Genomic DNA, 19,406 nt, shown 5'->3' on the forward strand with positions numbered 1-19,406 from the left:
TATATAATGTAGGAAGAGATTTTCCGCCATAGTCATAATAATAATTTGAAAGATCTCCTGCATAATCAAAATAGTATGATAATAAAATTTCTTTTAATGTAATATTCAATTCTTTATTATTTAATAAACTATCAATAACTTCTTTTAAAGTTTTCTTTCCTATAGATGCCTGCACTTCTATATATTTTCTTATTCCAATCTGAACAGGTAAGTATTTAAAAATATCAAGAGCAAACTTTTTGTAGTTTTTCATTTCATCAATGTCATAATTAAATAAAGAGTATAAATAATAAAGTTCTGTATTAAGACAATATTCAGGGAGAGTATTTCCCCATCTGTATGTACTGTATAGATTGTATGTATTTTTTTTGTCTGTATAATAATCTATAAGCGTATCAAAGAGTTTATTTTTATCTTTATCAAATATTTCTTCTATTTTTACTGTAGTAGTCAAAGCAGGTCTTTTATTATATCTATCCGAATTATCTTCTGTAAATTTATTAACTATAGTTTGAAATACTGGTATCGCCTTTTTTAAATTATTTGTGTCAATTTTATTATCATTATGCTCTAATAAAACACCGCTAAACACTATAAATATTCTTTTGTTTCTATCATTTTTTAAATCATTTCCTACTAAATTATAAATTTTATAAAAATCTTCTTTACTATTCAAATATAAATCTCTTGCCCCATAAATAAACTCATAATGAAAATAATCTTCAAAATGTTTTGCTATAAATATGAAAGAGTTTGGATAATTTATTGCTCTTAGGAATTTCTCTTTGGCTTTATAAGGATTGCTGTAATCTAATAATCTTAAATAGTGTCCAATTTCAATATTCATATCAACAATATATTCTTCATTATTATTTAATACTTCTACAAATTTATTTTTTATATCTTCGTTTTTATCTAAAAGAGCAGCAATAACATTTAAAGTATCATAAAGATTTTGAAAAACATCGAATGATTTTATAGCGGCATTTATATATTTCTCATCGCATTCTTTATTATTTTTTATAACAGAACATATTGCAATCAATGGTATTACAGCATCTCTTCCCATTTTATGAAGTATTTTTTTATTATCATTGTTATTAATAATATCAATATATTTATCTGTATATTCTTGAAACTCTTTACTGAAGTATTTATTAAAATCTTCAAAAACTGTATATATTAAAGTTTCACCATTTAGAGTTCTTGCATGATCTTTATATCTTTTCTCATATCCATAAGCAAGATATCTGAGTGACTTTTCAAAATCTCTATTAACTATATAATCAAAAATAACATATCTAGTTCCGCCTTCTCCTTCCTTATCTTTTCCGTAAATAAGTATCTTCATGAAATGTTCATATCTTTTCTTTAATTTCTCATCTTCTATAGAAAAATAATCTTTCAAAAATTCCTCTTTATAATGGAAATAATCATAAGAATTCCTTCTTATTTTACTAAAATCATTTGTAGATTCACATTTTGCCATATCATCTTCTATAGCAGAGCCTCTATAATATATTGCAAGTTTTTCTTCTAAATCCATAAATTCACCTCTTACTAATCTATATTAATATATAGTATATATATTTTTTATTTATTGTCAACTTCTTTAAGTTCTATTTTACTGATATAACCCAATCTTATGCAGTATAAATAATATTATTCATACAATTTATACTATAAAAATAATAATGCATTTACAGCACGTAAAATAGATTTTAAATTTAATAATCACTTGGGCGGGTGCTATAATTTCTAATAAAACATCATAAAAATTTAAATCATAATTTCAAAATAAAACATAAAAAAAATAAAGGGCGGGAATGTAAATAAAATCTTAAATTTATTTTCTTAATTCTGTTATTGATTTTAATTAATATCAGTACAATATATTAAAACTTATTACTCCATATTTTACTTAATAACTATTCAAAGATAAAGCAAATAAAAATATTAATTATCATAGCAAGGTATTTTAGAATTAACAAAAATATATTGACAGAATATACCATCATAACGTATAATAAAAAACAATATTTAGTTAAAAAGAGGTTTATGATGAAAGTATTAGGTATTATTATATTTATTATTAGTTCGTGCATTTCTTATGCTCAAGTGAGTGATGATTTTAAAAATTTAGCAGCAACAAATAAAGAATCAGCATTATACAAATCAGTAATATCAGAAAATATTGATGAGTTTAAATATATAATTGAAAACAATAAAGAATATATAACTAACATTGAAACATGGTATAACTATATACCTAATTTAAGCACTAATAGTTTCTCTAATTTCGTAAAAGTTTTATTAGATAATGGAATGGATATTAACGAATCTGGAAAAAGTCTTATACTTGATGTAAGTAAGTCCTACGACTCACATCATAGACCTAAATTTGGTACAAGTGAAATTATAGGTGTTCCAGATAGTAAATATAAAATTGAAACACTTATAAATCTAGGAGCAAATATTAATATACAAGATAATGACGGAAATGGTATACTTCACTATATACTTTCCAGAGATAATATAGGAACAGAAGAATATGATATTTTTGAAATGCTTATAAAAAACGGAATCAATATTAATTTGCAAAATAATGACGGAGATACTGCACTTCATAAAATTTCATATAAAAAAAATAATGAGCATAGAGATATTAATATGGAAAAAAAAGTTATATCTCTCTTGATAGAAAATAATGCAGATAAAAACATAAAAAATAATAACAGGAAAAAAGCGTATCCCGGAGAATTTATATATAATATAAAATTAATTTTTAGTAAAATATTTAATATACTATATTATATTTTTCTAATTATAATTATAATTATAGTTGCTATATCGTCTTTTATATTCTATGTGATATCAAGATTTATTGAAAATATAGCTGGATTTTTTAGATAATTTATTTTTATGCTGATTAAAATTACATATACTAAAAATTTTTAACTTTGTCAACTGACGCACTTTATATAGAATTATCAATTTTTTTGCCGGACTTCGTCAAAGTAGCTGCTGCATCGGCACGCTTCGCGAAAACGCAATTGCTAGAACTTTATATTAAAAACATGACTATTAAATATAGAATATAACCTAAAATACAGTTGTTCGAGAAGCGTATCCGAGCCTGTATAGGATATAGGTTCTTTTATACCAATAAAAGAACTGCGGTCAGATAAAAGCCCTGCAAATATTTTAAATTTAAAAAATTATTTTGACAAAATATAGTTGTTTATATATATTCTAATATTTAATTTAAAAAAGTATATAATAATATTATGAACAAATATGCATCTCCAATATATCAATACAAAGGAAGAGTTAATTTAATAATCTCTTCAATATCAGCTTTAATAAATTTAACAGCATTACTAAATATAAAACATTTTAATTTAATAACATTCAATGCAGTATATTTATTTAGCTTCTTTTCAGTATTTATGTTTATCAATTCCCGTACAGTTTATACTAACATTTTTCAAAATTACAAGAAAGAAATAAAAAATAAAACTCTATTCTCTTTTATTGGATTTGTTATATCATTAATTTTATATATCTTTATTACAAAAATTGTTTTTAATAAAGCGACAGTATTTAGATATGCTCTTCTTCCTATTATGAATTTTATCTCTATAATACTAGCTAATACAGTATATTTTATATTAGAAAAAATTTTTATAAATGAGGATAAACATTTCTTTAATATTAAATGCATTTCAAATATATTATTAATATCATTTGTATATGCATCAGTTTTTATAGCATTATATTTATTTTATGAATCTAAATACATTATTATTTTATTAAGTATATCAAACTCATTATTATCATCAGCAATATTATCAGTTTTTAATATAATGTCATCAAAGTTTATGCATCCTTGGAGCAGATTTATATTTGTAAATGGTTCTTATATAATATCTTTTATTTTATCTTTAATAATATCTTCTATTGTAATAGCTATTTTCTTTACATTTACAATAAAAATATTTGTTTTTACTTTGATAATAATGTTATTGTCATTTATAATTTCTCTTTTATTAGCCCATTATATAAAAGCATATTCATATTTATAAATAGAAATCAAAATATAGTTTTTCATATTATAATTTTTCTATTTTTTCTATACTAAGTCCTGTCAATTCGCTTATGAGATTTAAATCCATATTTTTATTTTTCATATTTCTAGCTAGAGAATATTTTTCTTGTTCTTTTCCTTCTTTAATACCTTCTTCTTTTCCTTCTTTAATGCCTTCTTCCTTTCCTAATCTTCTTTCCTCTTCTAGCATTATTTGATTGCCATAAAGATATGCTTGCCTTTTATCATATTCGTTCATCATTAATCTATCTTTAATAAAGTTATTATATCTTCTTTGCACCTCTTCCATTATAGGTTTCTCTTTTACTAATTCTGACATTATAACCTCCTTATTATCCTTATCTTTCATAGTAAAAAATTTAAGCCAGCAATTCAAATCATATTCTAATGTATTATATTTGAATTTTTTTAATTCTATTATATGTATTTGCAAATGGTCAGTAAGTAATCTTTTATTATTGGTATCATAAATCATATAACAAGAATGTATAGAATCATTATCATCTAAATTAAAATTAAGCAAATTAATACTAATTACTGGAGTTAGAGCATCATATTTTTCACCCTGTTTCAAAAGTTTACTATAGTTAGAAGCCCAATAATATAGTATTCTTTCTGGAAATCTTGAATTACCTTGCAGCTGAATTTCTATTATGACAACTGAACCATTTTGAGTAATACATTTCACATCAGTTATAGTTTCTTTATCTTCATAATTTTCTTTATAGTTAAAAGGCGTAAGAATTTCAAGACTTCTAAAAGTTTTCATTCCAGAATCAAGCATTATTGAATTAATAAAGTCTAATAATATTGCTTCACTGCCTTTATCAGATAAAAGATATCTCACAAAGTAATCATTTAAAACATTAAAATTATTATTTGATCTCAATTCCATAAAATTATTATAATGAATTTTTGTTCTTTGTCAAATACCGCATATTTTATTATTTGGCATATAAAAGAAATAAAATTCAAATTTGATTAAAGAACAAAAATATATTATACTAATCGAAAAATTTATAAACGGATAACTATATGCAGGAAACATTTTTTGGAAGCGATAAAGAAGATAATCAAAAACTCACTCCTATGATGAGGCAATACAAAGAGATAAAAGATAAATACAATGATAGTATACTTCTTTTTAGAATGGGAGATTTTTACGAAGTATTTTTTGACGATGCAAAAGTAGTGTCTGATATATTGGGACTTACACTTACAAAAAGAGCTAATGTTCCTATGGCAGGAGTTCCTTATCATGCTATAGATAATTATTTATCAAAGTTAGTTAAATCAGGAATGAAGATTGCTATATGCGATCAAATGGAAGACCCTAAAACAGCAAAAGGTATAGTAAAAAGAGAAGTTACTCAGGTTATAACTCCTGGTACAATTTCAGAAAATAAATATTTAGAATCAAAAAGCAATAATTATTTAGCTTCTGTAATAGTGGCAAAAAGCGAAAAAAATGCTGCATTATCTATATGCGATATTTCTACAGGAGAACTTTATGCTACAGAAATAAATTCTAATTTAGAAAATCATAATGAAGCTTTAAAAGAAATTATCAATGAGCTTACAGAAGAAATTATAAGATTCTCTCCTAAGGAAATTATGACTATAGAATCCGTTTCTGAAAGCATTATTATAAAAGAGATTCAAAATAAATTTAATAATATATTCTACAGCACTACTCCGAATTATACCGCAGAACATTCTTATGCATATAAAACTTTAACAAATCACTTCAAAACAGTATCATTAAAAAGTTTCGGTATAGAAGAAAAACCCCTTTTAATATCATTATTAGGATCAACTATATTCTACATACAGGAACTTTCAAAAACTTCTCTTGAGCATATTTCAAATATTAAACTATATAATAGAAGAGATTCCATGACTTTGGATTATGCCACAATAGCAAGTTTGGAAATATTAGAACCCATAAGAAATGATAATAATAAAATGACATTGTTTGACACCATAGATAGAACAAAAACTTCTATGGGAGCTAGATATTTAAAAAGAATAATTGTAGAGCCTTTATTAAATATAGAAGAAATAAATAAAAGACTTAATAATGTAGAGTTTTTCTATAAAAATCAAAAGTTTATGTATAAAATAAGAGATTTACTTCAGGATATTGGGGATATAGAAAGACTTGCATCAAAATTGGCACTTGGAAGGATTAACCCTAAAGAATTGGTATCATTAAAGAGATTTTTAGTAACTTCTCTTGAGGTTGTTACAGAACTTGCTATGAATGAATTTGAAGAAGTTAATTTTGAAGAGGTTAATGATATAAAAATAATTACTGATTTAATAGAACGTGCCATATTAGAGGATCCGAAAGTTGTTATAAATGAAGGCGATATAATAAAAGATGATTACAATGAAACATTAAGAAAATATAATGAAGCAAGAAGAGAAGGACGTTCTTGGATAGCAGAACTTGAACATAATTATAAATTAGATACGGGAATCAATAATCTTAAAATAAGATATAATAATGTTATAGGTTATTATGTAGAAGTAACAAAATCAAATGTATCATCTGTGCCAAGCGATTTTATAAAAAGACAAACATTAATAGGAAGCGAAAGATATACTACAAGCAAATTAATGGAATATGAAACTATTATAAATGAAGCTAATGAAAAAAGTTATGCATTAGAATATGATATATTTATTGAAGTAAGAAATAAAACTAATGAATATTTAAACTCAATATTAAAAATGGCAAGAGTAATCTCTATAATAGATGTTTATTCTTCTCTTGCATGTCTAGCTAAAGAAGATAATTATGTTAAACCAATAATAACAAATGACGGCATAATAGACATAAAAGACGGAAGACACCCAGTTGTAGAAGTTAATCTAAAAACAGAAAGCTTTATTCCTAATGACACATATTTAGATAATAAAAACGAACATCTCCTTATAATTACAGGTCCTAATATGAGCGGTAAAAGTACATATTTAAGACAAACAGCTTTAATAGTATTGCTTGCTCAAATAGGTTCATTCGTTCCGGCAGCAAGTGCAAAAATTTCTATAGTTGATAGAATTTTTACGCGTGTTGGGGCAAGCGATAATATAGCAAGAGGAGAAAGTACATTCCTAGTAGAAATGAATGAAACAGCGTATATTTTAAATCATTGTACAGATAAAAGCCTTGTTATAATGGATGAAATAGGACGAGGAACTTCAACTTATGACGGACTTTCTATTGCTTGGGCTATAGTAGAATATTTGGTTCATGAAGAAAACAAAAAGGCTAAAACTCTATTTGCCACTCATTATCATGAACTTACTATGCTTGAAGATTTAGAAGGCGTTAAAAATTATAAAGTATTAGTTGAAGAGTATAAAGATGAAATAATATTCATGAAAAAAGTTACTGAAGGAGCTGCCCAGTCAAGCTATGGTATATATGCAGCAAAAATAGCAGGTGCCCCTAATAAAGTTATAAAAAGAGCAACTGAAATATTGAAAAAATTAGAAGCAGATGCCAGCATTCAGGTAGAAAATATAGAATTGAATACTCAAAAATCTAAAGATATACTTCCGCTTTATGAAGAGCCTAAAATCATAGAAAAAGAAAGCGAAATAGAAAATGAAATTAGAGATTTAAATATAAATGAAATTACGCCTATAGATGCTTTAAACTTAATAAATAAATGGAAAAAATCACTATAAACATAAGCTCAATTTTATGGCATCACAATCCGAAATTATATTATATAAAAGAGGGCTGTTATGACTGGACAATATTATTATAAATCAACAACAGAAAGAGAATTTGACTGTATAAAAGATGATGAAAAATTAATAGAAACTTTAGCAGATAGAGGATATACAGTTTATTCTATCACCCAAAAGCCTAATCAGCTTATACCATATCATGAACATCCTTCTGAAGAAATGGTTATAGTACTAAGCGGCAAAATCAGGTACATAGTAGAAGAAGAAATAGTAGATTTAGAAGAAGGCGATATTATTAGAGTAAGACCGCATTCTGTACATTCTATGATAGGAAGAACAGAAGAAGAAAATTCCAACCTATTATTAGTTTTCATATAAAATCATATATTACAAGTTAAGCATCAAATTTTACTATGTATAAAAAATAATAGCATGTCAGATTTTATATCCAACACACTATTATTTTAATTACTAATTAGAATACAATATAATTTAATAAAACAAAAATATAAATTACATTAAGAAAAAAGCACCTTGAAATATTTCATCAAATCTATTTCTGTATTCTTCTGTTTGAGTAGCTTTTACAAAATCTTGAACCCACTGAGAAGTTTCACTGCCTTCATTTACAACTAATCCATTTGGAAAATAAACATATTCGCCATCTTCTGCTATATAAGATCTGGCATCATAACCTGCATTTTTCATAGCAATAGAATTTGCTATTGTAGCATCAACATCTTTATACGAACCAGCTGTTAAAGTTATTTCAACTTCTAAAAATTTTATATTCTTTGGATTCTCTTTTATATCCAACATACTATAAAATTCACCAGTTTTTTCTCCCAATTTTAATAATCCTAATTTTTCAAGAAATCTTAAACCTCTATCCATATTGCTAGGATCATTTGATATTGTTATTGTAGCTCCGTCTGGTATTTCTTCTAAACTTTTATACTTAGATGAATAAAGACCTGTTAAAGATGCATAATTAAATCCGTCTACCATTATCAAATGCGAATTATTAGCCTTATTAAAATTCTCTATCCATGGCTTATTATTCAAAACTAAACCATCTATCTCATCGGCACTCAAAGCTAAAGCAGGAAGATTATTTCCATCAAATAGTTTAACTTCTATATTGTATCCATCTTTTTCCATTAGCTTTATGGCTTCTTCTACAACTTCTTTATTAGCAGCCATACAGCCTATAACTATTGTGTCATTTTTGCTTGAAGATGAATTATTAGAACAAGAAGTAAATAAAGCAGCAAATGACATTACTAAAATTAAGAATATTTTTTTCATAATTTTTTCTCCTTTTATATTTTAATTATTTTTTATTATTAATTACATAGATATCATAAAAAATCTAATAATTTTATTGATTCTCCTTAAATTAATTTTTTATATATTAAATCACCAATATATTGTGTAATATTAACGATTAAAAACATTACAAAAACAGAAAAATACAATACCGCATCATTAAAACTCTGATAACCATAAGTCAAAGCAACAGCTCCTAATCCGCCGCCGCCTACAGCACCTGCTATTGTAGTTGCCGCAATATAATTTACTGTAGTCATAGTCAAAACTGATATAATAGAAGGTACAGACTCTTTTATTATTACACCAATCATTATTTGCATATTTGTAGCTCCAAAAGATTTGGCAGCTTCTATCAATTGTTTATCAACTTTAATAAAACTGCTTTCTAATAATCTGGCTATGAATGCTGTGGCAGTAATGGATAATGGAAGTATAACTGCTTTTTCTCCTACAGTTGTACCAATAACTAAACGGGTAAATGGAGATATTGCAACTATCAAAATTAATATTGGAAAAGACCTAATAGTATTAACAATAAAACTTAAAACCATATAGAATTTCTTTTTATAATTCAAACCATTAGGTCCATACATTGTAAGCAAACTTGCTATTATAAAGCCTAAAATAAAACCTATTAACATAGTAAAAAATACTATTCTAATAGTAATCATAGTTGCCGGTAATATTAATTTATAGAAATAATTTATATATGTTTCCACATTTATTCTCCTAATATCTTATAATGTTTTATGCCAATGGATTTAATATATTCTTCTAATCTTTTTACATTATTATTAGAAATATTCACAATAACTTTGCTCATGATACAATTTTTATAATCTTCCATGGCAAAATTAATTATATCAACATCATATTTTTTTATTAATCTTTCAATGATATTTTTTGTATCATCATTATTTATATACATTATTTCTACATTCTTACCGGAATCAGGAACTAAGACCTTATTCTCACCTAATAAATTAATTAAAGAATTAGGTTCATCAATAAATATATCTTCAACTTTACCTTTATCCTTTATAATTCCATCTTCTATTACAGCAATATCATCACAAATTGATTTTACTACATTCATTTGATGCGTTACAAGAACTATTGTTATGCCCATAGATTTATTTATATTATTTAATAGCTCCATAATAGAATCTGAATTTTTAGGGTCAAGTGCCGATGTTGCCTCATCTGATAATAATATTTTTGGATTCATTGATAAAGCTCTTGCAATAGCTACCCTCTGTTTCTGTCCGCCTGATAAATCTCTTGCCAAATTATTAATTTTATCGTACATTCCTACTATATCAATTAAATACCTTATACGATCATCCATTTCTTTTTTATTCCAATGCCAGCATTTCATTGGAAAAGCTATATTATCATATACACTTGCTCTAGTAATCAAAGAAAAATGCTGGAATATCATACCTATATCTTTCCTAAATACTCTTAATTCCTTATTATTAAGAGTATTAATTTGAATACCATTTACCTCTAAATATCCATAATCATATTTTTCTAACCCATTTATACATCTTAATAAAGTAGATTTTCCTGCACCGCTTTTTCCTATAATCCCAAAAATCTTTCCTTTTTCTATATTTAAATCTATACCTTTTAATACTTCTATATTATTAAATTTTTTTTTCAATGCAGATATTTTTATCATACTATACCACTAATAATTTGTTATAAAATTGAATTAAATTATAAGATTTTATTTTAATTATAAAGAATAGATTTAGACTCACGGTCTAATAAACAAGTTATTTATGAGGAAAATAATTAAATTTCAAGAATAAAAATTGATTCATATTATATCCTTAATGCATAATCATAAATTAAAAAAAATAAAATTCAATATATATATTGATATATATTAGAATTAACAAAATATAAACATATTGCTAATATAAATAATTATACTATTAAGACATTTTATAAAAAATAATTATTTGAAATCTTTATAAAGCATGCTAGGCTGAACATCTGTATTATTCTGATATTTACTGCTTGTATACTCTTCATACTCGCCGTCTATTGTATGATAATAAAGCTGTGCTATTTCAACTTCCGGATATATTATTATTGGTTTTATGCAAAATATTTCCAAAGTCCAATATCCTGCAAATCCTACATCTCCGAACCCTGCAGTAATATGTATAAATATTCCAAGTCTTCCTATAGAGGAACGTCCTTCTATCATAGGTACGTAATTTTTTGTATTTGTATATTCTAAAGTTCTTCCCAAATATAATTCATTAGGTTTTAGTTCATAACCGCTTTTTGGTATTATTATCTCTTCTACCTCATTTGGTTTTTTCATATCTAATATTTTATCTTTATATACTAAAAGTTTATTATGTAATTTGACATTGTAGCTATTTGAATTTAATTGCTTTCTATTAAACGGTTCTATTATTATATTCTTTCCCAAATTCTTTTCTATCTCAAGTCCTGATAAAATCATCTATACAAAATCCTATTGTACTATTAAATTTAATAAATTTTTCTTTATTTTTCGGTATTATTATAGTATAATTTACCAACTAAAATAAATAGACGGAGTTATTAATGATATCTATAAATTATAAAAATGTATTAGGATTTTTACAAGAGCACGAATTAGAATATCTTGCTGAACATGCTAAATATGCAAATGAACTTTTAGAAAATAAAAAAGGTGCAGGAAATGATTTTTTGGGATGGGTTAATCTTCCTAGTGAAGCACTAAAAATGGTTAAAGAAATTGATGAATTGGCTAAAGAAATAAGAGAAAATGCTGAGGTATTAGTATCTGTTGGTATAGGAGGTTCTTATTTAGGAGGAAAGGCAGTAATTGAATCATTTTTAAATCCTTTCTCTCAAGCTAAAAAAGGAAATACTCAAATTGTATATGCCGGTCATAATATGAACGGAGAATATTTCAAACATTTATTAGATTATTTAGAGGGAAAAGACTTCTATATTAATGTTATATCAAAAAGCGGTACTACAACAGAACCTGCTATAGCGTTCAGAATGTTAAAAGAATATGCGGAAAAAAGATACGGTAAAGATGGTGCTGCCAAAAGAATAATAGCTACTACAGATAAAGCTAAAGGAGCTTTAAAAACATTATCTACAGAAAATAAATATAGAACTTTTGTAATACCTGATGATGTTGGAGGAAGATATTCTGTACTTACTCCTGTTGGTTTAATTCCTATTGCTGCTGCTGGAATAAATATAGAAGAATTCGTTAAAGGTTTTGATTCTATGGCAAAAATAACTAAAGAAATGGATTATAAGAAAAATCCTTCTATGTTATATGCTATGCTTAGAAATATTCTATACAGTAAAGGATACACTACAGAAATAATGGTTAACTATATACCTAGAATGCATTATGTATCTGAGTGGTGGAAACAATTATACGGAGAAAGCGAAGGTAAAGATAAAAAAGGTATATTCCCTGCTTCTGTTGATTTCTCTACTGACTTACACTCTTTAGGACAATTTATACAAGACGGTAAAAGAGGTTTATTTGAAACTGTTATAAGAGTTGATAAAGAAGATATTGACTTGAAAATGAAAAAAGAAGATTCTGATTTGGACGGACTTAATTATTTAGATGGAAAATCTTTACATGAAATTAACAAGTCAGCATTAGAAGCCACAGTTCTTGCCCATGTTGATGGAGGAGTACCAAATATAATAGTAGATATTGATAAAATTACTCCATTTACTATAGGAGAACTTTTATACTTCTTTGAAAAAGCTTGCGGAATATCCGGACATATACTTGGAGTTAATCCATTCGATCAGCCTGGTGTAGAAGCATATAAGAAAAACATGTTTGCTATGCTTGGTAAAAAAGGCTATGAAGAAATGGGTAAAGCTTTAAAAGCTAGATTAGAAAAATAATTTTTAGAATTTAAAAAAGGAGTTAATAAATATATTATTGACTCCTTTTTAATTTATATTATAATATCCAACACTATTTATACAATACAAATATTTCGAGGTAAATTATGAACAAACTTATAAATTTGAAACTAGAAGAATATATCAATGAAGTAGATTCTCCATCACCTGCTCCGGGAGGAGGAAGTGTTATGGGTGCTGTAGCCAGCTTAGCATCTGCATTAGCCGGAATGGTAGGACACCTTACTGTAAACAAAAAAAAATTTTTAACTTTAAGTGAAGAAGAACAAAATATATTTAATAATTCCATAGAACAAATAAAAAAGATTAAGATTAATTTAATTGAAATAGTTGATAAAGATGCTGAAGGTTTTAATCTATTTATGGAAGCTATGAAAATGCCTAAAGATACAGAAGAGCAAATTATTAAGAGAAAAGATGCTATGTCAAATGCTGCAATAAAAGCTATAGAACCTCCTTTTAATACTCTTAAATATTGTTATGAATTAATTGAGTTATTTGATGTAGTTTTAAAATATGGAAATCAGGGAGTTATTACAGATATTGCTTCAGCATATATACTTGCCTTTGCTGCTGCTAAAGGCTCTATATTAAATATAAATGTTAATATTCCAATGATAAATGATGAAAATGTTTTAAAAGAAATTAAAACAGAAAGCATCAAATACATAAAAGAAATTGAAAATAGATATTTATCTATAGAAAAAGAAATTTCTTTATTCAGCATTTAATACAATTATATAAAATATTTAATCATATTCCTATTTGATATTATATTTATGAAAATATATTATTATAATTAGTATATTTTTATACGAATTCTAATTTTGTTTTTTCATATTGATATTTTGTTTATAGTATGATAATCTTTACAAACAACAAGGGTTTATAAAATATACTAAGAATAAAATATAGTAATTTAATTTTTTTAATTTATTCTTGTATTTTTGATGTAATTTATCTAAATTGCTTTAAAATAAAAAACTATTTTGGTTTATTGCATTACTATGTTTTTTTAAAATCTGCTTGTGACAATTTTTTAGTTATATGTATTCTTTTTTTATAGGAGGTTCAAATGAGCATAACGACTAAACATATGATATCCTTAACTGAAGATGAAAAAGAAAAAATTAAAGAATTCATCAAGAAAGAAGGAAAATCTAAAAGGCTTATATCAAGAGCTAATATTATTTTGGCATTAGATGATAAAAAAAATACAGGGTTAACTCATACGGATATTGCTAAACAATATAATGTTACATATCATACAGTAGTAAATATTATAAATGAGTACATTAAATCAGGATTGGATGAAACCCTGACATATAAAAGAAATCCTAACAGCAATAGAAAAAAGAAACAGGCTAATTAATATGAAGAATATTTTTATGTGCGAGACAACTTATTTTCTGAAATTATTTTCAATACTCTCGCACATGAGAGAATATCCGCTTTAATATCCTTAAACATATATTCTGAATTTTCATAAATATTACTAATTAAATTAATTCCAAAATTTATACCTTTATCTATCTTTCCAGTCATAGCTAAATCATCTGTAATAACAACCCCGTCAAATCCTAAATCTTTTTCTAAGATATCAGCATATATTTTTGACATACTAGCAGGAATTTTATTATCTATATATTCATTTTTTATATGAGATACTAAAACCATTTCAGCACCTGCTTCTATTCCTTTTTTAAATGGAATAAACTCTTTTATATCTAATTCATTTGTAGTTTTATTTATATATGGAAAATCATCATGCGAGTTTACAGTTGTATCCCCATGTCCTGGAAAATGTTTTAATACGCTTATTATTCCGGCATCTCTCTGAGCCTTTACCGTAATAGCTGCCATTTCTGCAACCTTATCAGTATTAGTAGAAAAACTTCTATTATAAATATAAGAATTTGTATCATTAGGTATATCGCATAATGGACCTAATATCATATTAATACCTAAATCTAATAAAAACTTTGATTTCTGATATGCTATTTCATATGCATATTCATCGCTGTTAGTATCACCTATCATCTTTGGAGAAATATTTTTTAATTTATCAAATTTTATACGATTAACTTCTCCTCCCTCCTGATCTATAGAAATTAACATATTTGGGTTAACATATTTTCTTAAATCCGATGTTAATTGTTTTAATTGATTTTCATCTTCTATATTATAATTAAATAATATAACTCCCATTATATTATTATCTTTAAGAATTTTTATTGTTTCTTGTGAAAGTATCTTATCTTTGATACCTACCATTAAAAGCAGTCCTTTCCTTTCTTTCTTATTCATTCTTCCAACTTCATCTATATATTCAGATAAGGATGGATACTGCTCTTTTAATTTTGATATGTATATTTTTTCCTGAATAGTAATAACAATAATTCTTGCTATATATATGAATATTAATAACAAAAATAAGCATATTATTGTTTTTATAATATTTTTATTAATTTTAACACTTTTAAACATTCTCTTTCATCCGTTTCTTTCATATTATTTTCTATAATGTATTTTAAATTATTAATATCTTTATAATAGTTAGCTGAAAATACATTTATTCCATAACTAATTATATTTTTATCATCATTAATGTAATCGGTCATTATAATGCCTTTAAACTTCATATCATTAAAAAGAAAATCTTTATACATGCTATGATTTTTTATATGGGACATTACAATAATATCAGCATTAGCTTTTATACCTGCTAAAAAAGTCTCTCTATTATCTAATATATTTTCTATATTTTTTATTTCTTTATCTATATATAACTCATCATCATAGTATTTTGGAAAATATTTTAATGCAGTTATAAGTCCTGCATCTTTTTGTGCCTTTACGGTTTGATATATAAGTCTTGAAGCTAATATCTTATCATTTGTAAAGATATTCTCTTTTAAATGTGATTTTTCATTACAATAGGTATTGCATATAGGAGATAAAATCATATTAATTCCAATTGATTTTAATTTTGATGCTCTTTCATAGGATATTTTGTATGCATATTCTTCGTTTTTTTTCTCTCCTATATAACTAGGATAAACTTTAAACTTTTGATGATAGGCTACACTATAAGTAGATTTATAATCCTGATCTAATGCTATAAATATTTTTCTATTAATATTTCTTTTTATGTTTTTTATAATTGTAGAAAGAATATCAATATCCAGATCATCAATATTTATTATAATACCTGATATACTGCTTGTATTTATTATGTTAATTAATTGATTATCATAATTTTTCACAGAAATAAAAGTTAATATTTCTTTAGAACTATCAATATTATTTAAATCTATTTTTTTATTATTATCAATATTAATATGTGCAGCAAATAAAAAAATTAATACAAAAAATAGTATTACAGTAATGAAAATAATATACAGCATTATTATGTTAATTCAAATATTTTATTATATTAACAGCAATATATTCAGCATCTTCTTCTTTTAATGTGCTGTATAAAGGCAATGTTATTTGATTTTTATATAAATTAAATGCATTTTTATAATCATCCATTTTATATCCTAAATCTATATAAGCCTTATGTGCAGGTAAGGGCAAATAATGAACATTCAATGTTATTCCTAATTCTGACATTTTATCTATAAGCAAATCTCTGTCATCTTCCTCAAAATCTTTTACTCTCATCAAATAAAGATGATACGAAGATTCACTGTAATCATTCTTAAAATTAGGAAGTATTATTCTGCTGTTTTTACCTAAAATATCATTATAAATATTAATAATTTTTTTTCTATGATTAAGCATTGAATCATATCTTCTAAGCTGAGATAAACCAATAGCAGCATGCAAATCACTCATATTGCATTTATATCCAGGTAATTCTATATTATATCTCCAAGCTCCTTTACCGCCTTTATTCTTATCGAAAGCACTTTTACTCTGTCCATGTAATGATAATACAGAAAGCTCTTTATATATATCATCAGCATTAATACTTCCTATATCATTAAAAGATAATCCTCCTCCCTCTGAAGTTGTTATATTTTTTACAGCATGGAAAGAGAAAGAAGACATATCAGCCTGCGAGCCTGTTCTTTTTCCTTTATAAACAGCACCTATTGAATGAGCCGCATCTAGTAAAAATAATGGTCTTTTTAATTCTGTTTGATATTTATTTTCTGATGATTTAAATAATTCTTTTTTACTTTCTAAAATTTTTATAACAGCATCATAATCGCAAGGCATTCCTCCAATATCTACTGCAATAATAGCCTTAGTTTTATTAGTAATAGCATTTTCAAGTCTTTTTAAATCTATATTAAAATCATTTTCTTTAGCATCTATAAATACTACTTTAGCCCCCAAATGAACTGCGACATTTGCAGTAGAAGCATAGGTATAAGCAGGAACTATTACTTCATCACCCTCACCTACTCCAAATACTTTTAATGCCAATTCCATAGCAGAAGTAGCACTTGAAAACAGCTTAACTCTTTTTACATCTATATATTTACAAAGTTCTTCTTCAAATTCTTTATTTACATGGCCTGTTGTAATCCATCCTGATTTAAGCACTTTTACTACAGCATCTATTTCATTATCTGTTATATCCGGAGGTGAAAAAGGTATTTTCTTATCCATAATTTTTCCTTTATTATATTATGTTTACTTTACATAATCAAAAGTTATGTTTACTAAATAAATACTATATAATATATAAAAAATAAATCAATAATAATTTTGAAAATATAAAATACATATTTAAACAAAAATAAAATTTGATAAAAAATCATCATAGATATAATATCTTTTTCTATTAATAAATAAAAATTAGCGGTACTGATATTATGCTGAGTATAGAAAATTTAATAATTATAATAATAGGCTGTTCAATAGCCGGTTTTGTTGATGCTGCTGCAGGAGGAGGCGGACTTATAAGTTTGCCTGCTTATTTAATAGCCGGCATTCCTCCGCATACTGCTTTAGCTACAAACAAACTCACTTCTACATCCGGTGCAATAGTTTCTGCTTTTACATTCTTCAAAAGCGGAAAACTCACAACTAAATTAATAAAGTTTTTAATACCTATGACAATATTAGGCTCTATTGTTGGAGTTCAAGTTATTGTACTTATAGATGCAAAAATATTGCAGCCTCTGATAATGATACTTATTTTAGCTGTTGGTATTTACACTTTATTTTCAAAAACTTTTGGAACCGAAAACTTATTTGATGAAAATAATCTTAAAACAAAAAACTATATAATAGGGATGTTTTTTGCTTTTCTTTTAGGTTTTTATGATGCGGTATTCGGCCCAGGCACAGGAAGTTTTTTAATAATGTTTTTTGTACTTTATTATAAAATGGATTTTCTTCTTGCCTCTGGTAATGCTAAGGCTTTAAATCTTACAAGTAATTTATGTTCATTAATAATATTTGCTATAGAAGGAAAAGTTAACTATATGGCTGGTGTATTCGTTATACCTTTTATAATGACATCAACTTACTTCGGTGCTAAGTTCGCTATAAAAAAAGGAATAAAAGTTATAAAACCTATATTCGTAACTATTTCCTTACTAACTACATTAAAAATCTTATTAGATATAATTAGATAACAATATAGTAGTATATAGTAAAATTTGTTAATTTTAGTTTTTAAATTTTATTATTTGTGGCGGCTTTGCCCCATCGCTCTGAGTACCTCGTAACCCACCAGTTCTTTTGCGACTGAAAGGAGTCCTGTGGTATTGGCACAAAGAAGCTATATCCTCAACAGGCTCGGATACGCTTCGCGAAAGTGCAAGTGTAAAATGGGTACTAAATAATACTAAAATTGTCTTACATATAAGATAATTTATTAAATTCAAGTTCAAATGTAGCCTTTTTGCTTCTCGCCGCAGGCGTACTTCGTATGTGGCAACAAAAGAAGTGGGGTTGCCGTAGGCACGCACAGTGGGGGCAAAGCCCCAAATATAAAAATAAAAATATAAATTTATTTTTGATAAAATATAGTTGTTTAGGGATATATAAATTATAATACGGAGAATATATATGGGGTTGCTTAATAGAAAAGATATTGAAACATTACAATCATTTAATACAGACGGCGGCGGATATTTTTATAAAATGCTGAATTATTTGGAAGAGTTTATTGAAAATGGTATAAAAGAAAATAAGTTCACATTAGAAGAGGCTAGGGAAGATTTAGATATTGCTTTATGGTATTCTTATGCCTGTAATAATATAGGTGATTATGAGCATTATTATATGTCTAAAGAGTTTATGAAATACTCTGAGAAAAATGCTAAAGGATGCGGAACTTGGTATTATAGGC

Annotated in this window: 16 protein-coding genes and 2 pseudogenes; 9 read left to right on the plus strand and 9 right to left on the minus strand. The window is 25.7% G+C overall.

What is annotated here, in order from left to right:
* Window positions 1–1,546: pseudogene (locus Q0J90_RS03635) on the minus strand (DUF4132 domain-containing protein); the annotation flags it as partial.
* Between the two features lie 515 nt (window positions 1,547–2,061).
* Here Q0J90_RS03635 and Q0J90_RS03640 point away from each other — a divergent pair.
* A complete protein-coding gene (locus Q0J90_RS03640) occupies window positions 2,062–2,913 on the plus strand; it encodes an ankyrin repeat domain-containing protein (RefSeq protein ID WP_297276627.1) in 852 nt (283 codons plus the stop codon).
* A gap of 374 nt (window positions 2,914–3,287) precedes the next feature.
* On the plus strand, window positions 3,288–4,085 hold the full coding sequence (locus Q0J90_RS03645; RefSeq protein ID WP_297276613.1) for a hypothetical protein: 798 nt from the start codon (window positions 3,288–3,290) through the stop codon (window positions 4,083–4,085).
* A gap of 27 nt (window positions 4,086–4,112) precedes the next feature.
* Here the strand turns inward: Q0J90_RS03645 and Q0J90_RS03650 are convergent, their stop codons facing one another.
* Window positions 4,113–5,003 carry an Rpn family recombination-promoting nuclease/putative transposase gene (locus tag Q0J90_RS03650; protein WP_297276614.1) on the minus strand — a complete coding sequence of 297 codons (891 nt, stop codon included), beginning with the start codon at window positions 5,001–5,003 and terminating at the stop codon, window positions 4,113–4,115.
* Window positions 5,004–5,143: 140 nt separating this feature from the next.
* Between Q0J90_RS03650 and mutS the strand changes: the two genes are divergently transcribed.
* Window positions 5,144–7,807, plus strand: a complete 2,664-nt coding sequence (gene mutS / locus Q0J90_RS03655; RefSeq protein WP_297276615.1) for a DNA mismatch repair protein MutS — start codon at window positions 5,144–5,146, stop codon at window positions 7,805–7,807.
* 60 nt (window positions 7,808–7,867) lie between these two features.
* Complete coding sequence (locus tag Q0J90_RS03660; protein WP_297276616.1) at window positions 7,868–8,191, plus strand: cupin domain-containing protein; 324 nt, start codon at window positions 7,868–7,870, stop codon at window positions 8,189–8,191.
* Between the two features lie 135 nt (window positions 8,192–8,326).
* On the opposite strand, the gene Q0J90_RS03665 is transcribed toward Q0J90_RS03660, so the two are convergent.
* The 4 genes from Q0J90_RS03665 to dcd form a co-directional block, all read right to left on the minus strand.
* Window positions 8,327–9,121 (minus strand): MetQ/NlpA family ABC transporter substrate-binding protein, encoded by a 795-nt coding sequence (locus Q0J90_RS03665; protein ID WP_297276617.1) that lies wholly within the window; start codon window positions 9,119–9,121, stop codon window positions 8,327–8,329.
* Window positions 9,122–9,207: 86 nt separating this feature from the next.
* Window positions 9,208–9,864 carry a methionine ABC transporter permease gene (locus tag Q0J90_RS03670; protein WP_297276618.1) on the minus strand — a complete coding sequence of 219 codons (657 nt, stop codon included), beginning with the start codon at window positions 9,862–9,864 and terminating at the stop codon, window positions 9,208–9,210.
* A gap of 2 nt (window positions 9,865–9,866) precedes the next feature.
* The gene (locus Q0J90_RS03675; RefSeq protein WP_297276619.1) at window positions 9,867–10,829 is read right to left on the minus strand and encodes a methionine ABC transporter ATP-binding protein; all 963 of its coding nucleotides are present in this window, start codon (window positions 10,827–10,829) and stop codon (window positions 9,867–9,869) included.
* Window positions 10,830–11,111: 282 nt separating this feature from the next.
* Window positions 11,112–11,630, minus strand: coding sequence for a dCTP deaminase (dcd, locus tag Q0J90_RS03680; RefSeq protein ID WP_297276620.1), 519 nt, complete (start codon window positions 11,628–11,630; stop codon window positions 11,112–11,114).
* 104 nt (window positions 11,631–11,734) lie between these two features.
* On the opposite strand from dcd, the gene Q0J90_RS03685 reads away from it, so the two are divergent.
* The 3 genes from Q0J90_RS03685 (at window position 11,735) to Q0J90_RS03695 (ending at window position 14,459) form a co-directional block, all read left to right on the plus strand.
* Entirely contained in the window at window positions 11,735–13,066 is a 1,332-nt protein-coding gene (locus tag Q0J90_RS03685) for a glucose-6-phosphate isomerase (protein WP_297276621.1), read from the plus strand.
* A gap of 107 nt (window positions 13,067–13,173) precedes the next feature.
* Entirely contained in the window at window positions 13,174–13,818 is a 645-nt protein-coding gene (locus Q0J90_RS03690; protein ID WP_297276622.1) for a cyclodeaminase/cyclohydrolase family protein, read from the plus strand.
* Between the two features lie 344 nt (window positions 13,819–14,162).
* Entirely contained in the window at window positions 14,163–14,459 is a 297-nt protein-coding gene (locus Q0J90_RS03695) for a helix-turn-helix domain-containing protein (RefSeq protein ID WP_028331125.1), read from the plus strand.
* Between the two features lie 14 nt (window positions 14,460–14,473).
* Here Q0J90_RS03695 and Q0J90_RS03700 read toward each other — a convergent pair whose 3' ends face one another.
* Genes Q0J90_RS03700 through Q0J90_RS03710 form a run of 3 tightly spaced genes read right to left on the minus strand, consistent with a single transcriptional unit; the run spans window position 14,474 to window position 17,713 of the window.
* Complete coding sequence (locus tag Q0J90_RS03700) at window positions 14,474–15,574, minus strand: glycoside hydrolase family 3 N-terminal domain-containing protein (RefSeq protein WP_297276623.1); 1,101 nt, start codon at window positions 15,572–15,574, stop codon at window positions 14,474–14,476.
* Window positions 15,538–16,494, minus strand: coding sequence for a glycoside hydrolase family 3 N-terminal domain-containing protein (locus Q0J90_RS03705; protein WP_297276624.1), 957 nt, complete (start codon window positions 16,492–16,494; stop codon window positions 15,538–15,540). Before Q0J90_RS03705 ends, Q0J90_RS03700 begins: the two co-directional genes overlap by 37 nt.
* Before the next feature lie 7 nt (window positions 16,495–16,501).
* On the minus strand, window positions 16,502–17,713 hold the full coding sequence (locus Q0J90_RS03710; protein ID WP_297276625.1) for a DegT/DnrJ/EryC1/StrS aminotransferase family protein: 1,212 nt from the start codon (window positions 17,711–17,713) through the stop codon (window positions 16,502–16,504).
* 206 nt (window positions 17,714–17,919) lie between these two features.
* Here Q0J90_RS03710 and Q0J90_RS03715 point away from each other — a divergent pair, with 206 nt between their 5' ends.
* On the plus strand, window positions 17,920–18,687 hold the full coding sequence (locus tag Q0J90_RS03715; protein WP_297276626.1) for a TSUP family transporter: 768 nt from the start codon (window positions 17,920–17,922) through the stop codon (window positions 18,685–18,687).
* Window positions 18,688–19,123: 436 nt separating this feature from the next.
* Window positions 19,124–19,406, plus strand: a pseudogene (locus tag Q0J90_RS03720) (tetratricopeptide repeat protein); the annotation flags it as partial.

This window comes from uncultured Brachyspira sp. (assembly GCF_944390595.1).
GTDB lineage: Bacteria > Spirochaetota > Brachyspiria > Brachyspirales > Brachyspiraceae > Brachyspira.

Excerpts from the sequence above, each read along its gene's own strand:
- mutS (WP_297276615.1), top strand. The coding sequence starts at position 5,144 with ATGCAGGAAACATTTTTTGGAAGCGATAAAGAAGATAATCAAAAACTC.
- Q0J90_RS03710 (WP_297276625.1), bottom strand. The coding sequence starts at position 17,713 with ATGGATAAGAAAATACCTTTTTCACCTCCGGATATAACAGATAATGAA.
- Q0J90_RS03665 (WP_297276617.1), bottom strand. The coding sequence starts at position 9,121 with ATGAAAAAAATATTCTTAATTTTAGTAATGTCATTTGCTGCTTTATTT.
- Q0J90_RS03695 (WP_028331125.1), top strand. The coding sequence starts at position 14,163 with ATGAGCATAACGACTAAACATATGATATCCTTAACTGAAGATGAAAAA.
- Q0J90_RS03675 (WP_297276619.1), bottom strand. The coding sequence starts at position 10,829 with ATGATAAAAATATCTGCATTGAAAAAAAAATTTAATAATATAGAAGTA.
- Q0J90_RS03640 (WP_297276627.1), top strand. The coding sequence starts at position 2,062 with ATGAAAGTATTAGGTATTATTATATTTATTATTAGTTCGTGCATTTCT.
- Q0J90_RS03700 (WP_297276623.1), bottom strand. The coding sequence starts at position 15,574 with ATGTTTAAAAGTGTTAAAATTAATAAAAATATTATAAAAACAATAATA.
- Q0J90_RS03715 (WP_297276626.1), top strand. The coding sequence starts at position 17,920 with ATGCTGAGTATAGAAAATTTAATAATTATAATAATAGGCTGTTCAATA.
- Q0J90_RS03705 (WP_297276624.1), bottom strand. The coding sequence starts at position 16,494 with ATGCTGTATATTATTTTCATTACTGTAATACTATTTTTTGTATTAATT.
- dcd (WP_297276620.1), bottom strand. The coding sequence starts at position 11,630 with ATGATTTTATCAGGACTTGAGATAGAAAAGAATTTGGGAAAGAATATA.
- Q0J90_RS03690 (WP_297276622.1), top strand. The coding sequence starts at position 13,174 with ATGAACAAACTTATAAATTTGAAACTAGAAGAATATATCAATGAAGTA.
- Q0J90_RS03685 (WP_297276621.1), top strand. The coding sequence starts at position 11,735 with ATGATATCTATAAATTATAAAAATGTATTAGGATTTTTACAAGAGCAC.
- Q0J90_RS03660 (WP_297276616.1), top strand. The coding sequence starts at position 7,868 with ATGACTGGACAATATTATTATAAATCAACAACAGAAAGAGAATTTGAC.
- Q0J90_RS03645 (WP_297276613.1), top strand. The coding sequence starts at position 3,288 with ATGAACAAATATGCATCTCCAATATATCAATACAAAGGAAGAGTTAAT.
- Q0J90_RS03650 (WP_297276614.1), bottom strand. The coding sequence starts at position 5,003 with ATGGAATTGAGATCAAATAATAATTTTAATGTTTTAAATGATTACTTT.